This window comes from Xanthomonas sp. 60, from assembly GCF_011761925.1.
Genome location: NZ_JAASQW010000004.1, coordinates 263,645 through 278,856 on the forward strand (window position 1 = coordinate 263,645; position 15,212 = coordinate 278,856).

Below are 15,212 nucleotides of genomic sequence, written 5' to 3' on the forward strand. Positions count from 1 at the left end.
GCGGGCGCGGCCCGATCGCTGAAACGATTCATCGGGATGGCTTGAATGTTCCACGAGCCTCCCCCACATCCCATTCATACACCGGCCTGTGGGCCGGATTCACCGGATAATCTTCAGGAGTTCCCCATGGGCAAGATCATTGGTATCGACCTCGGCACCACCAACTCGTGCGTGGCGATCATGGACGGCGGCAAGGCCCGCGTCATTGAAAACTCGGAAGGCGACCGCACCACGCCCTCCATCGTCGCCTACACCAAGGACGGCGAAGTGCTGGTCGGCGCCTCGGCCAAGCGCCAGGCGGTGACCAACCCCAAGAACACCTTCTACGCCGTCAAGCGCCTGATCGGCCGCAAGTTCTCCGACGGCGAAGTGCAGAAGGACATCGCCCACGTGCCGTACAGCATCCTGGCGCACGACAATGGCGATGCCTGGGTGGCCACCAGCGATGCCAAGCGCATGGCGCCGCAGGAAATCTCCGCCAAGGTGCTGGAGAAGATGAAGAAGACCGCCGAGGATTACCTCGGTGAGAAGGTGACCGAAGCGGTCATCACCGTGCCGGCCTACTTCAACGACAGCCAGCGCCAGGCGACCAAGGACGCCGGCCGCATCGCCGGCCTGGACGTCAAGCGCATCATCAACGAGCCGACCGCCGCGGCCCTGGCCTATGGCCTGGACAAGGGTGACAACAAGGATCGCAAGATCGTGGTGTACGACCTGGGCGGCGGTACCTTCGACGTCTCGGTGATCGAGATCGCCAACGTCGACGGCGAGAAGCAGTTCGAAGTGCTGGCCACCAACGGCGACACCTTCCTGGGCGGCGAAGATTTCGACAACCGCGTCATCGAGTACCTGGTTGAAGAGTTCAACAAGGACCAGGGCATCGACCTGCGCAAGGATCCGCTGGCGCTGCAGCGCCTGAAGGATGCGGCCGAGCGCGCGAAGATCGAACTGTCCAGCGCGCAGCAGACCGAGGTGAACCTGCCTTACGTGACGGCCGATGCATCCGGTCCGAAGCACCTGAACATCAAGCTGACCCGTGCCAAGCTCGAGTCGCTGGTGGACGAGCTGATCCGCAAGTCGATCGAGCCGTGCCGCACTGCGCTGAACGATGCCGGCCTGCGCGCCAGCGACATCAACGAGGTGATCCTGGTCGGTGGCCAGACCCGCATGCCGAAGGTGCAGCAGGCGGTGACCGAGTTCTTCGGGCGTGAGCCGCGCAAGGACGTCAATCCGGACGAAGCCGTGGCACTGGGTGCGGCGATCCAGGGCGGCGTGCTCGGCGGCGACGTCAAGGACGTGCTGCTGCTGGACGTCACCCCGCTGTCGCTGGGCATCGAGACCATGGGCGGTGTGTTCACCAAGATCATCGAGAAGAACACCACGATTCCGACCAAGGCCTCGCAGGTGTTCTCCACCGCCGAGGACAACCAGTCGGCCGTGACCGTGCACGTGCTGCAGGGTGAGCGCGAGCAGGCCCGCTTCAACAAGTCGCTGGCCAAGTTCGATCTCTCCGGCATCGAGCCGGCCCCGCGCGGCCTGCCGCAGGTGGAGGTGTCCTTCGACATCGATGCCAACGGCATCCTGCACGTGTCGGCCAAGGACAAGAAGACCAACAAGGAACAGAAGGTCGAGATCAAGGCCGGTTCGGGTCTGTCCGAGGAGGAGATCGCACGCATGGTCGCCGACGCGGAAGCCAACCGCGAGGAAGACAAGAAGTTCCAGGAACTGGTGCAGGCGCGCAACCAGGCCGATGCCCTGATCCACGGCACGCGTTCGGCGATCACCGAGCACGGCAGCAAGGTCGGCGGCGATGTGATCGGCAAGGTGGAGTCGGCGCTGGCGGATCTGGAAACCGCGATGAAGGGCGACGACAAGGCGCAGATCGAATCGCGCTCGAAGGCGCTGGAAGAAGCGGGCCAGGCGCTGTTCGCCGCGGCCTCGGCCGGCGACCAGGGCGGTGCCCCGGGTGCCGACGCCGGTGCGGCCGGTGATCGCCACGATGATGTGGTCGATGCCGAGTTCACCGAAGTCAAGGACGACAAGAAGTCCTGATCCAGGACGATGCGGGGCACTGCCGGAAGGCGGTGCCCCGTTGTCGCCTCAGGGTCCTGGCCGCCGTCCTGGCGTGTCGGGGCGCCCGATGCAGGAGCGGACCTGGTTCCGCTCTTCTGCTTTGACGAATCCCGACGTACCGGAAAGCGATTCATTCCATGAGCAAGCGTGATTATTACGAAGTCCTGGGCGTTGCCCGGACCGCGACCGACGAAGAACTCAAGAAGTCCTACCGTCGCTGCGCGATGAAGTTCCATCCCGACCGCAATCCCGGTGATGCAGCGGCGGAAGCCGCCTTCAAGGAATGCAAGGAAGCGTACGAGACGCTGTCCGACGCCAACAAGCGGCGCATGTACGATGCCCACGGCCATGCGGCCTTCGAGCACGGCATGGGCGGTGGTGGCGGTGGCGGCCCGGACATCAACGATATCTTCGGCGACATCTTCGGCAACATCTTCGGAGGTGGCGCGCGCCAGGCCCGGCGCGGCGCCGATGTCGGCTACGTGCTGGAGCTGGACCTGGAGGAAGCCGTGCGGGGCATCGAGCGCCGTATCGAAATCCCCACGCTGGCCGAGTGCGATGACTGCCACGGCAGCGGCTCGGAAGACGGCAAGGTCGATACCTGCAGCGTGTGCCGCGGGCGTGGCCAGGTGCACATCCAGCGCGGCCCGTTCACCATGCAGCAGCCCTGCCACCAGTGTGGCGGCCGCGGCAGGATCATCGCCAACCCGTGCAAGACGTGCCAAGGCAATGGGCGTGTCGAGGAAGACAAGGTGCTCTCGGTGAAGGTGCCCGCCGGCGTCGATACCGGTGACCGCATCCGTCTGGCGGGCGAGGGCGAGGCGGGGCCGGCCGGCACGCCGCCGGGTGATCTGTACGTCGAAGTGCGTGTGCGCGAGCATGCGATATTCCAGCGCGACGGCGATGACCTGCACTGCGAGGTGCCGATCCGCATCTCCCAGGCCGCGCTCGGCGACACCATCCGCGTGCAGACGCTGGGCGGCGAAGCGGAAATCCGCATTCCCGCCGAGACCCAGACCGGAAAGCTGTTCCGCCTGCGTGGCAAGGGCGTGCGCTCGGTGCGCAGCCGCTCCGAGGGCGACCTGTACTGCCGCGTGGTAGTGGAGACGCCGGTCAATCTCACCACCGACCAGCGCAAGCTGATGGAGCAGTTCGAGTCCACGTTCGTGGGCGAGGACGCGCGCAAGCATTCGCCGAAGTCGGCGACGTTCATCGACGGCGTCAAGGGCTTCTGGGACCGGATGACCTCCTGACTGCCAGCAGAGCGCCGGGCCGCGCCCGGCGTTCTGCCGTCCGCCGGCGCGCCACGCCGGGTGCTGCGCGGGCGTAAACTTGCTGCATGAGCGAATCCCTCGAAAACCATCTGGTACATGGCCGCCGCCAGCGGCCTGACGGCCCCGCCGTGGTCGATGTCATTTCCGTGCAGTCGCAGCTGGTGTACGGCCATGCCGGCAACAGTGCCGCCGCGCCACCCCTGCGCGCGCTCGGTGTGCGCGTGGCCGAGATCCCCACGACGCTGCTGAGCAATGCGCCGTTCTATGCCACCACCCGCGGCCGCGTGCTGCCGGTGGACTGGTTCGCCGACCTGCTGCGCGGCACGGCCGAACGGGGCGTGCCGCAGCGGGCGAAGATGCTGGTGTCCGGGTACTTCGGCAGCGTCGACAACGGTGCCGCATTCGCCGACTGGCTCGACGCGGTACGGCCTGGCTGCCCGCAGCTGCGCTACTGCCTCGACCCGGTGATCGGTGACACGCACACCGGGCCCTACGTGGAGCCGGGGCTGGAAAAGGTGTTTGCCGAGCGGCTGCTGCCGCATGCCTGGCTGGTCACGCCCAATGCCTTCGAGCTTGGGCGTTTGACGGGCAGGGCGGCGCTGGCGCAGGACGACGCGATCGCCGCGGCGCGCAGCCTGCTCGAGCGCGGCCCGCAGTGGGTCATCGCGCATAGCGTGTCCGGGCAGGATGGCGAACTGGTCACGCTGGCGGTTGGCCGCGAAGGCGTATGGCGCTGGTGTTCGCCGTTGCTGCCGGTGGATGTGGCCGGTACCGGCGATGTGCTGATGGCGCTGGTAGTGGCGTTCCTGCTGCGCGGCGAATCAATGGAGCAGGCGGTGGGGCGAGCGGTGGCCGGTACCCACGCGGCGCTGGAGCGCACCCTTGCCGAGGGTGTGGAAGAGTTCGATGTGCACGCCGCCGCGCCGGCCGCACTGCTCGACCCGCCACGCTTTGCGGTCGAGCGCCTGGCGTGAGCGTGCCGACATCGCACCCGCCGCGCGTGGTTGGCATCGTCGGCAGCGCCGGCGCGTACGGGCGCTGGCTGGCGCGCTTTTTCCGCGATCGCATGCAGCTGGAGGTGATCGGCCACGATCCTGCCGATCCGGCGTCTGTCACGCCCGACGTTCTGCTGCAGCGCGCCGATGTGCTGGTGTTCTCCGCGCCCATCCGCCACACGCCGGCGCTGATCGCCGAGTATGCGCAGCGATCGGCAGGCCGCGAAGCAGGCCGCCTGTGGCTGGACGTGACCTCGGTGAAGGAGGCGCCCGTGCAGGCGATGCTGGCTTCGCAGGCGGAGGTGCTGGGCCTGCATCCGATGACGGCGCCGCCCAAGTCGCCGACCCTCAAAGGTCGCGTGCTGGTGGTGTGCCCGGCCCGCGTGGAGGCGTGGCAGGGCTGGGTGCAGGCGCTGTGCACCGCGCTGGAGGCCGAGTGCGTGCAGTCCACGCCGTCCCAGCATGACCAGAGGATGGCGCTGGTGCAGGCGATGGTGCATGCCACCCACCTGGCGCAGGCCGGCGTGCTGCGCAGCTATCAGCCTCTGCTCGGTGAGCTGTCCGCGCTGATGCCGTTCCGGTCAGCGTCCTTCGAACTGGATGCGGCGATCATCGCGCGCATCTTCGCGCTCAACCCGGCCATCTACGAAGACCTCCAGTTCGGCAATCCGCACGTGCCGCCGATGTTGCAGCAGCTGGTCACCCAACTGCAGGCATTGCATGCGCAGGTGGCGCAGGGGGATGACGATGCGCGCGCCGGGTTCCGCCGGCAGTGGTTGCAGGACAATCGCGCGGTACTCGGCGAGGCCGGCGTGGCCGAGGGCAACTACACCTTCGAACGCGTCGGCTACCTGCTGGCCGATCTCACCGAGACGCAGGCGGTGTCCGTGCATCTTCCGGAGGACCGCCCGGGCTCGCTGCGCGCCCTGCTGCACGTCTTCGAGACCCACGGCATCAGCCTTGCATCGATCCATTCCTCGCGCACGCCGTCCGGTGACGTGCATTTCCGCATCGGTTTCGTTGCAGGCAGCGACATCGCCCGGATCGCCGTTGCGGCGGCCGAAGTCGATGCGACAGGGATCGGGCGCGTGCTCGCGCGCTGACGCATTTCATCCACAGGCGGTGTGGATGGTTTTCCAACAAACATGTGGATAAGTGCGTGCGCCGCTTGCGGGACAACGTTGTCAAGACGTGTGGTGATTTATTGACCACCCAGTCGCTACTCCCGGACGGACCGCTTGTCAGCACACCATCCGCACGACACTGTGGCTAGAGGTGCAGCCGAAGGTCGCCGCCCTGGGTGGTGAATTCGCGGCCGGCCCGAATCAGCACGCGTCCGTCTTCAAGCTCGTAGCGCGGCGGGGCCTGGCCATCGCCCGAGGTTGCGCCCTCGGTCTTGAACTCGATGATGACATGGCTCTCGCCGTTGGCGTCGGTGGCAGGAAACTGTCTGAAGGACATGGGCTATCTCCTCTTCGGCGGCGCCGTGCAGGGGCTCGGGGGGCATGCCATGCACGGTGCGCCGCACGGCGTTATGCGCGCGTCTTCACTCGATGAACTGCAGCTTCGCCAGTTCCGCGTAAAGCCCCCCCTCGGCCAGCAGCTGCGCGTGGGTGCCCTGCGCGACGATCTGGCCGTGATCCATCACCACGATGCGATCGGCCTTGAGGATCGTCGCCAGGCGGTGCGCGATCACCAGCGTGGTGCGGCCGGCCATCAGCCGTTCGAGCGCGTGCTGCACCGAACGTTCGCTCTGCGCATCGAGCGCACTGGTGGCTTCATCCAGCAGCAGGATGGGCGCGTCCTTGAGCAGTGCGCGCGCGATCGCCACGCGCTGCTGCTGGCCCCCGGACAGACGGGCGCCGCGCTCACCGAGCTCGCTGGCATAGCCTTCCGGCAGCGCGCGCAGGAACTCGTCGGCTTCGGCGGCGCGCGCGGCGTCCTCCACCTCGGCATCGCTGGCGTCCAGTCGACCGTAGCGGATGTTGTCGCGTGCGCTGGCGGCGAACAGCGTCGGCTGCTGCGGCACCAGCGCGAGTCCGGCCCGCAGCGCGGCAGGATCCAGCTGGCGGACATCGATGCCGTCCACGTCAACCTGTCCGGCGGCCGGATCGTGGAAGCGCAGCAGCAGTTGCAGCACGGTGCTTTTGCCGGCACCGGAAGGGCCCACCAGGGCCACGGTCTCGCCCGGCCGCACGTGCAGGTTGAAGTGGTCCAGCGCGGGCTGGTCGGGGCGCTGCGGGTAGTGGAACACCACGTCGTTGAAACGGATCTCCCCCCGCAGCGGCGATGGCAGTGCGGTGGCCGTGCCGGGCGTGCGGATCTCCACCTCTTCGTGCAGCAGTTCGCTGATGCGGCCCATGCCGCCCGATGCCCGCTGCAGTTCATTCCAGACCTCGGCAAGCGCCCCCACCGAGCCGCCGCCGATCAGGGCGTAGAGCACGAACTGTCCGAGCGTGCCGGCGCTCAGGCGGCCGGCGATGACGTCGTGCGCGCCCAGCCAGAGCACCCCGACGATCGCGCCGAACACCAGCAGGATGGCGCTGGCGGTCACCAGCGACTGGGCTGCGATGCGCCGCCGCGCAGCACCGATGGCATCGCCGAGTGCGCGGTCGAAGCGACCCCGTTCATAGGGTTCGCGCGCATGCGCCTGCACCGTGCGCACCGCACCGAGCGTTTCGGCGGCAAGGCTGTTGGCATCGGCGATGCGGTCCTGGCTGTCGCGCGAAATGCCGCGCAGCCGGCGTGCCCCCAGGATGATCGGCAACACCGCCAGCGGAATGCCCAGCAGCGACCACGCGGCGAGGTGGGGGCTGGTGACGAACAGCATGACCAGGCTGCCCACGACGGTGACGCTGCTGCGCAGTGCGACCGACATCGTCGAGCCGATGACACTGCGCAGCAGTTCGCTGTCGGCGGTGAGCCGCGAGACCAGCTCGCCGCTGCGGTTGCGGTCGTGGAAGCCGGCGCCCAGGGTGATCAGGTGGGCGTAGAGCTGGCTGCGCAGGTCAGCCACCACCTTTTCGCCGAGCAGTGAAACAAAGTAGAACCGCGCGGCGGTGGCCAGCGCCATCACGATGGCCACCAGCAACAGCAGCGCGAAGGCACGGTTGATCTGGCCGCCACCGGTGAAGCCATGGTCGATCATCTGCTTGACGGCCGGCGGCAGGCTCAGGGTGGCGGTTGAAGACACCGCAAGGGCCGCCAGCCAGGCGCAGAACAGACCCTTGTGACGCCGTACGAAGGGCCACAGGGTGGCCAGGCTGCCAAGCCGGCGCAGCGGAGGGGAGGAGGGCGTCGGCTCGGTCATGCGCTCGCTTCGATGATGCGGGTACGGTCACGAGTGGCGTCGCGCAGGCGCGTTTTCAATGCGTCCATCGCGTCAGTCGGCACTTCGACCTCCAGCAGGGCGCCGTCGGCGTCGAACGATTCGTCCAGTTTCCGGGCGCTGTGCGCCGCCAGCGCGGCGTGCAGCGCGCCCAGATCCTCGAACCCCGCGCGGATGCAGACACGGCTCAGCGCAACCAGCGGCAGCCGGGGCGCCGTGCGCAGGCACTCGGCCGCCGTGCCCCCGTAGGCACGCACGAGACCGCCCGCGCCGAGCTTGATTCCGCCATACCACCGGGTAACGACGACCATGACCTGGTCGAAGCCTTGCCCATCGATGGCGGCCAGGATCGGGCGTCCGGCGGTGCCTGCGGGCTCGCCGTCATCGCTGGAACGGTAATCGCCGCCGCAGCGGTAGGCCCAGCAGTTGTGGGTCGCTTCGGTCACCGCGACCTGGCGCAGGAAGTCCAGGGCCTGCGTGCCATCGTCCACCGGCGCGGCGTGGGCGATGAAGCGGCTGTGCTTGATGTCCAGCGCATGGCTGACAGGAGCGGGCAGAGTGTCGAGCATCGGCACCATTCTACCGGGCGCACCCATCGCGGCACCGCGCAGCCCGCATCGGGGCTCAACGATCCAGCAGGGCGCGCAGGTCAGCGGGCACGCGGGTTGCTGGATAGGCCTGCAGATAGGCTTCGAGGCTGGAGCGCGCGCCGTCCACGTCCCCTGCGTCATTGCGCTGGCGGATCTTCAGCAGCCACTGGCGGCGGGGCAGTCGGGCATCGTCGCGCACCTGTCCGGCGAGGTCGGTCGCAGCCTGGGTGATGGGCACCTGGGGCGCGCGCATCAGGGCGCGCTGGGGGGGCGCGGTCATCGACCTCGCCGCGGGTTCCGCCTGGGCTGGCGTGGCCGCGTCGGCGCTGCCGTGGGCGGCAGCCGGTGCCACCGTGCTGGATGCGAATGCGTGCGGCCGGTTGGCCGGCATGCGCTCCTGCTGGACCTCCTCCTTCGCCGCGAGGCCATCGCGGCCCCGCCCAGGTGCCACCGTCCTGGCAGCAGGGGCCTCCATCGCAGGCTTGGCCGTCCCCTGTGGTGGCGGCTGCGCAGCGACGCGCGGGGCGGGTCGGCGCTGTTCCGGCGCGCCACGTGCCGGTTGAGGCGCCGCTGCGGCAGGCAGCTGCGTCCGGGCGCGGGCGACGGGTTCGGCCACCGTCGGCTGGGCCGGCTGTGGCGCAGGATCATGGGACGGCGGCTGCGCAGTCGTTTCCGCCGTCATCGAGAGGGCTTCCGGCAGGCTCGGCACCTCACGTCCAGCTGGCGTGGGCTGCAGCTGCCAGGCAATGCCTACCGCGAACACCACCGATGCCGCGATACCCACCAGCGGCTGCCAGCGCGCACGCCGCCGGACCCGGCGAGGCACGCCGGCACGCGGGCCGGTCGGAGCGCTGGCGTCCCCCTCGCGGGCGGCATCGGCCGCCAGCGCCGCGCGCGCCGCGTCCAGCACGGCCGCGTCCACCGAAGCGGAAGGCTCCGCTGCCAGCGTGTCCCGCAGCAGCGCAGCCAAGGCGCGTTCTTCGGGCGTCAGGGGTTCGTGCCGGCTCATGCGTCCACTCCCGCGCGGAGTCTGTCCATCGCATAGCGCAGGCGGGATTTCACCGTCTCCCTGCCGACGCCGGTGATCTCGCCGATCTGCTCCAGGGTCAGTTCCTGTTCCAGCCGCAACTGCAGCACCTCCCGTTGTTCCGGCGGCAGGGCCGCCATGGCCTGCTGCACGTGGCGACGCTGGTCTTCGCGTCCCAACGCGCTCTCCGGCGTGCGGAGGTCGACCAGGGCCTGCAGCCGCGCTTCGGCGTCGGCGGGCGCGGCAGGGCGATGGCGTGCGGCCCGCCAATGGTCGTTGAGCCGGTTGTGTGCGATGCGGAACAGCCAGGTGCCGAAGGCGGCCTCGGGCTGCCACGTGGTGCGCGCGGCAATGACTTTCTGCCAGACATCCTGGAAGAGTTCTTCAGCCAGCGTGCCATCGCGCAGCTGCTTCACCAGGAAGCCGAACAGGCGCCGGCGGTGGCGCTCGTACAAGGCCTGGAACGCCTGCACGTCCCCGCCGGCCCAGGCCAGCATCAAGGCTTCGTCGGTAGGCAGGGCGTTGGTATCCACGCGACCAAGGGTAAGCGCTGGCCGCTGCGGCGCATAGCCGGACAGGGCGTGGCCGGGGGGCAGGGCGGGCGGCAAGGGTGCGGCGGTTGCTGGCATTTCAGTGCAAACGCACGACAGGTCCGGGTGGGGTTGACGGTCCGGGCGCCGCCGACCGGGGAACGCGCTATGCTCGGCGGCAGGGGAGCCGCGCTGCGGTGAGCGTCATGGGGTGCTACGTTGTCCAGTCAGATCATCATGCCGTTGGTGGAGCCGCACCGCGAACCCGCGGTCACGCCTGCGTTGCTGGAATCGCTGCATGCGCTGCTGCCCGCTGGCGGCGTGCTGCACGTGGGCTGGGATGATCCGATGCTGGGACGGGGGGGACACAGCCATCCCCCGGCCACGCCCCCGGTAGAGACCGTCTGGCCGGCCGCCTTGGACCCTTCGGCGCGGATGCAGCGCTGGGAACATGACGGGGCGGTCCTGTCGGTGTGGATCGAGCAGGCGCAGGCACCGGCCGCCTGGTGGGCGTTGGCCCGGCAGACCCTGGAACTGGCACTGCAGCGGGGGCGCCAGGCCGGTCAGATCATCGCGCTGGAAGGGGCCGAACGGCTCCAGCAGGCGCTGTTCCAGATCGCCGACCTGGCCGGCGCGGACCTTGAGATGCCCGAGATGCTGCGGCACGTGCACGCGGTGTTGAACACGCTGATGTACGCCCAGAACTGCTTCATCGTCGAATACGACGATGTGCGGCATACCCTTCGCTTCCTGTACTTTGCCGACCAGATCGATGACTTCGTGGCCGACCCTGAGCATGCCTATGCGGAGAGCGAGCTGGCAGGCAGCCTGACGTTCGCGCTGCTCCGCCACGGGCAGCCGCTGAGCGGCCCTTCGCGCACGCTGTTGGAGCAGCTCGGCGAGCCGGCGCACCAGCGCCGCGGTCCACAGAGCCAGGATTGGCTGGGCGTGCCCATGCTGCGCGAGGGTCGTGTGTGCGGCGCCATCGTGGTGCAGAGCTACGATCAGGGCGACCAGTACGGTGAATCCGACCGTGCGTTGCTCGGCTTCGTCGCCCAGCATGTGCTGACCGCGATGAACCGGCGGCAGGCGCAGGTGCAGCTGGAGCGCCAGGTCGAGCTGCGCACGCTGGAGCTGCAGCGCGCCAACCGCAGCCTGCAGGAAGAAGTGGTGGAACGTCGGCGCGCGGAGATGCTGCAGGCCGCGCTGTACGGCATCGCTGAGCTTGCCATGCGCGAACAGACCCTGGCCCGGTTCTACGTGCAGGTGCACGGCATGGTCGGCACGCTGCTGGACGCACGGAATTTCTACATCGCGCTGCTGGACGAGAGTGGTGAAGGCCTGGAGTTCGTCTATTCGGTGGATGAGCACACCAGTGCGCGCACGCCGCGCAGTTTCAGCAACGGACTGACCGAATACGTGGTGCGTCACCGGCAACCGCTGCTGGCCTCGCGCGAGCGCATCGATGCCATGTGTGCTTCGGGCGAGGTGGAGCACTTCGGCGCGCGTTCGCAGTGCTGGCTCGGTGTGCCGCTGGTGTTCGATGGCGAGGTGGCTGGCGCGATCGTGGTGCAGAGCTACACGGCCGAGGTTGCCTTCACCACCGATGACCAGCGGTTGTTGACCTTCGTCGCCCAGAACATCGGCACCGGGCTGGCCCGGCAGCGCGACCAGGAGCGCCTGCGCCTGGCGCACGCCGAGCTGGAGAAGCGCGTGGATGAACGCACCCGCGAGCTGGCCGATGTCAATGGAAGGCTGCTGGGACAGATCGCCGAGCGCCTGCGCGCGGAGGAACGACTGACTTACCAGGCCATGCACGATGGGCTCACCGGACTACCCAACCGTGCCCATCTGCTGAGCCGCCTGCAGGATGCGATTTCAGCCGCGCGGCACGCGCCGGACCAGGCGCTGTTCGCGGTGCTGTTCCTGGACCTGGACCGGTTCAAGCTGGTCAACGACAGCATCGGGCACGCCGCCGGTGACCGCATGCTGGAGGAGGTCGCGCGGCGGATCGTCGGACTGCTCGGGACCGGCGATGTGGTGGCGCGCCTGGGCGGTGACGAGTTCGCGATCCTGCTGCGCTGCCCGCAGGGGTTGGCGCAGGCTTTGGGTTTCGCGCAGCGCCTGCTGCTGGCGTTGCAGGAGCCGATGTGGGTGGCCGGGCGCGAACTGTTTCCGTCCGGGAGCCTGGGTATCGCGCTCTGGAACGGGCAGTACCTGGCCGGCGAGGAGATGCTGCGCGATGCCGATGCCGCGATGTACCGCGCCAAGGCGCAGGGCCAGGACCGCTGTGCGATCTTCGATGAGGACATGCGCAACCAGGCCATGCGCAGCCTGGACCTGGAGGCCGATCTGCGGCGGGCGATCATCAGCCGCGATTTCCTCGCCTTCTACCAGCCCATCGTGCGCCTGAGCGATGGCGTGGTCGTGGGACACGAGGCGCTGCTGCGCTGGCAGCACGAGCGACGTGGCCTGCTGCTGCCCGGGGCCTTCCTTGAGCTTGGCGAAGAAAGCGGGTTGATCGAGCAGGTGGACTGGCTGATCTACGAACAGGTCATCGCTGCCCTGGCCCGCGGTGGCCACGGCTACGTATCGGTCAACGTGTCCCCGCGGCATTTCCGTACGCGTGATTTCACCCAGCGATTGTTCGGGCTCATCGACGCAGCCGGCGCCGATCCCCGCCGGCTGCGGCTGGAGATCACCGAGGTGGCGCTGCTGGACGGCGGCCCGCGTACGCTGCGGATCCTGGAGACGTTGCGCGAGCGTGGCATCGTGGTGCAGCTGGATGATTTCGGTACCGGGTTCTCGGCGCTGTCCTACCTGCACCGCTTCCCGATCTCCACGCTGAAGATCGACCAGAGCTTCATCGCCGGTCTGCATGGCGAGGAGGCGCAGAGCACGCACGCGCTCGTGGAGGGCGTGGTCTCGCTGGCGCGCACGCTGGGCATCGCCACGATCGCCGAGGGCATCGAAACCCAAGCGCAGCGGCAGACCCTGCTGGAGCTGGGCTGCGACTACGGCCAGGGCTATCTGCTCGGGCGCCCCCAGCGGGAGGACGGCGGGGCGTAAGCGCACCGCGGGCCTGCATGCCCGCGGCGGACGCGCCCTGGTCTACCCCGACCCTCTTTCAGCGCAGCGCGTTGCGGCGCTTCTCGTCGATCCACTTCGAGGCCTGGGCGGGCTCGTACGCGTGCATCCAGGCCAGCATCTGGTCGATGTCCGAGCCGTACCAGAGGTCGGCACGCTGGGCCGGGTGCAGGAAGTGCTCTTCGACCATCCGGTCGATCATGCCGATCAGCGGGGCGTAGAAACCGTCCACATCCAGGAACGCGCACGGCTTGTTGCCAATGCCGAGCTGGCGCCAGGTCAGCATCTCGAAGATCTCTTCCATGGTGCCGAAGCCGCCTGGCAACGCGACGAAGCCGTCGGCCAGGTCGAACATGCGCGACTTGCGCTCGTGCATGGAGCCGACGATCTCCAGCGAAGTGAGTCCACGATGGGCCACTTCCCAGTCCGCCAGCTGCTGCGGGATCACACCGGTGACTTCGCCGCCGGCGGCCAGCACCGCGTTGGCCACCGTGCCCATCAGGCCGACATTGCCGCCGCCGTAGACCAGCCGCAGGCCATCGTGCGCCAACCGCTCGCCAAGGGCGAGGGCGCGTTCAGCGTAGACGGGTTTGCTGCCGGCGTTGGAGCCGCAATACACACAGACGGACTTCATGGCTTATCAGTCGATGAAAGAAGGGCCGACCATTATCGCCGGTCGGCCCCTGCCTGACGAATGTGCGGCCGGACGCCCGGCACGGACATCCTTTACGCCGCTGCCGCTTCCTCGCGCCGTGGGCCTTCGCGCAGCGCCTTGCGCACCAGGCTGACCAGCAGCTCCAGCTCCTGGCTGTCCATCTCGAAATGCGGGGTGAAGCGCAGCGAGTTCTCGCCGCCGTGGATCACGTTGATGCCGTGCTGGCGCAGCCATTCCTCGGTCGAGCCGGCGCCATAGCATTTGAATGCCGGCGCGAGCTCGCAGGAGAACAGCAGGCCGGTGCCCTGTACCTTGGTGATCAGTCCGCCCAGCTCTTTGCGCAGGGCCTCCAGCCGCTGCAGCGCCTCGGCGCCGCGCTCGATGATGTTGGCGCGCACCTGCGGGGTGAGCTGCGCCAGGGTGGCGCAGGCCACGTCCAATGCCCGCGGATTGGCGGTCATGGTGTTGCCATAGATACCCTTGCGGTAGAGCTGGGCGGCGCGTTCGTTGACGGCCAGCACCGACAGCGGGTACTGCGCGGCGTTGAGCGCCTTCGAGTAGGTTTCCATGTCCGGCGGATCCAGCGCCTCGAAGCCGGGGTAATCCACCACCGACAGCACGCCGTGGGCGCGCAGGCCGGCCTGGATGGAGTCGACCAGCAGCAGACTGCCATGGGCCCGGGTGAGTTCGCGGGCCAGCGCGTAGAACGCCGGCGGCACCGAGCGGCCCGGATCACCTTCGCCCATCACCGGCTCCAGGAACACCGCCTCGATGAACCACTGGTTGCGGGTGGCGTCGTCGAACACCTTGCGCAGGGCGGCCTCGTCATACGGCGCCAGGGCGATCACCGAGTTCTCGTCGCGGTAACTGGCAAGGTGCTGCTGGTAGGTGCGGCGGCTCGAATCGGAGTAGAGCGCGGGGCGATCGGTGCGGCCGTGGAAGCTGCCCTTGATCACCACCCGCTTGACCGTGGCGCCGGCATGCGGCGCGCCCGGGTCGGTCTGCAGTTTGCTGTTCACATCGGCGATGCGGGCGGCCAGGCCCACGGCCTCGGAGCCGGAATTAAGGCACATGAAGCGGGTGAACGGGCAGTCGCCACGACGATGGCCGATCTCGCGGCGCAGTGCGCCGACGAAACGCTGCTGCGACAGGCTGGGCGTCATGATGTTGGCCATCACCTGGGGACGCGCCATGGCGTCGAGCACCGCCTGCGGGGTGTGGCCGAAACCGAGCATGCCGTAGCCGCCGGCGTCGTACAGTACCGCGCCCTTCAGCGTCACCACCCACGGGCCGCGCGCGATAAACGCCACGTACGGGGTCACCGCATCGTCGGCGTAGAAGTTGATGAAGCCTTCTTGCATCGCCTCCACCTGCGCCTGTTCATCCAGTGCAAGCAGGCCGGACAGGTTCGATGCCTGCAGGTCCTCGACGGTCGCCGCGAAGGCCGCGCCCGCTGCTTCGACGGCCGCCACCAGCTGCGGGTGGGACGCGGCCAGGCGCTCCAGCGTGGCGTCATCCAGGCCGGAGGTGAGGCGGTGGCCGGGCTGGGCACGCAACGGGGCAAGGTGTTCGATGAAGCTCATTGCAGATCTCCTGGAGCATGAAGTTCGCAGGCCCGCTCAGACGGGTCGCGTCCTCGTCCCGGGCAGCGCC

12 protein-coding genes are annotated in these 15,212 nt (G+C 68.5%); 5 read left to right on the forward strand and 7 right to left on the reverse strand.

All coding sequences use genetic code 11. The annotated features are described in order from the left end of the window. Positions 1-126: 126 nt before the first annotated feature. The 4 genes from dnaK (at position 127) to FHY09_RS10990 (ending at position 5,445) form a co-directional block, all read left to right on the forward strand. Positions 127-2,052 (forward strand): molecular chaperone DnaK, encoded by a 1,926-nt coding sequence (dnaK, locus tag FHY09_RS10975; protein ID WP_166926906.1) that lies wholly within the window; start codon positions 127-129, stop codon positions 2,050-2,052. A 158-nt stretch (positions 2,053-2,210) separates the two neighbouring features. Beyond that, on the forward strand, positions 2,211-3,326 hold the full coding sequence (gene dnaJ, locus FHY09_RS10980; protein WP_166926907.1) for a molecular chaperone DnaJ: 1,116 nt from the start codon (positions 2,211-2,213) through the stop codon (positions 3,324-3,326). Between the two features lie 86 nt (positions 3,327-3,412). Beyond that, a complete protein-coding gene (pdxY, locus tag FHY09_RS10985; protein WP_166926908.1) occupies positions 3,413-4,321 on the forward strand; it encodes a pyridoxal kinase in 909 nt (302 codons plus the stop codon). 2 nt (positions 4,322-4,323) lie between these two features. Further along, positions 4,324-5,445 carry a prephenate dehydrogenase gene (locus FHY09_RS10990; RefSeq protein ID WP_166926981.1) on the forward strand — a complete coding sequence of 374 codons (1,122 nt, stop codon included), beginning with the start codon at positions 4,324-4,326 and terminating at the stop codon, positions 5,443-5,445. 166 nt (positions 5,446-5,611) lie between these two features. On the opposite strand, the gene FHY09_RS10995 is transcribed toward FHY09_RS10990, so the two are convergent. From FHY09_RS10995 to FHY09_RS11015, 5 genes are all read right to left on the reverse strand, one after another. Beyond that, positions 5,612-5,803, reverse strand: a complete 192-nt coding sequence (locus FHY09_RS10995; RefSeq protein WP_166926909.1) for a hypothetical protein — start codon at positions 5,801-5,803, stop codon at positions 5,612-5,614. Between the two features lie 85 nt (positions 5,804-5,888). Continuing rightward, complete coding sequence (locus FHY09_RS11000; protein WP_166926910.1) at positions 5,889-7,652, reverse strand: ABC transporter transmembrane domain-containing protein; 1,764 nt, start codon at positions 7,650-7,652, stop codon at positions 5,889-5,891. Then, positions 7,649-8,239: an IMPACT family protein gene (locus tag FHY09_RS11005; protein WP_208407777.1), complete on the reverse strand. Its 591-nt coding sequence runs from the start codon at positions 8,237-8,239 to the stop codon at positions 7,649-7,651. Before FHY09_RS11005 ends, FHY09_RS11000 begins: the two co-directional genes overlap by 4 nt. Before the next feature lie 55 nt (positions 8,240-8,294). Continuing rightward, on the reverse strand, positions 8,295-9,269 hold the full coding sequence (locus FHY09_RS11010) for a YML083C domain-containing protein (protein WP_166926912.1): 975 nt from the start codon (positions 9,267-9,269) through the stop codon (positions 8,295-8,297). Further along, positions 9,266-9,820, reverse strand: coding sequence for an RNA polymerase sigma factor (locus tag FHY09_RS11015; RefSeq protein ID WP_456362790.1), 555 nt, complete (start codon positions 9,818-9,820; stop codon positions 9,266-9,268). Before FHY09_RS11015 ends, FHY09_RS11010 begins: the two co-directional genes overlap by 4 nt. A gap of 216 nt (positions 9,821-10,036) precedes the next feature. Here FHY09_RS11015 and FHY09_RS11020 point away from each other — a divergent pair, with 216 nt between their 5' ends. Continuing rightward, a complete protein-coding gene (locus tag FHY09_RS11020) occupies positions 10,037-12,886 on the forward strand; it encodes an EAL domain-containing protein (protein WP_456362784.1) in 2,850 nt (949 codons plus the stop codon). Between the two features lie 58 nt (positions 12,887-12,944). Here FHY09_RS11020 and FHY09_RS11025 read toward each other — a convergent pair whose 3' ends face one another. Then, complete coding sequence (locus FHY09_RS11025) at positions 12,945-13,538, reverse strand: TIGR00730 family Rossman fold protein (protein ID WP_166926914.1); 594 nt, start codon at positions 13,536-13,538, stop codon at positions 12,945-12,947. 92 nt (positions 13,539-13,630) lie between these two features. Then, the gene (locus FHY09_RS11030; protein ID WP_166926915.1) at positions 13,631-15,142 is read right to left on the reverse strand and encodes an aminotransferase class III-fold pyridoxal phosphate-dependent enzyme; all 1,512 of its coding nucleotides are present in this window, start codon (positions 15,140-15,142) and stop codon (positions 13,631-13,633) included. Positions 15,143-15,212 lie beyond the last annotated feature (70 nt).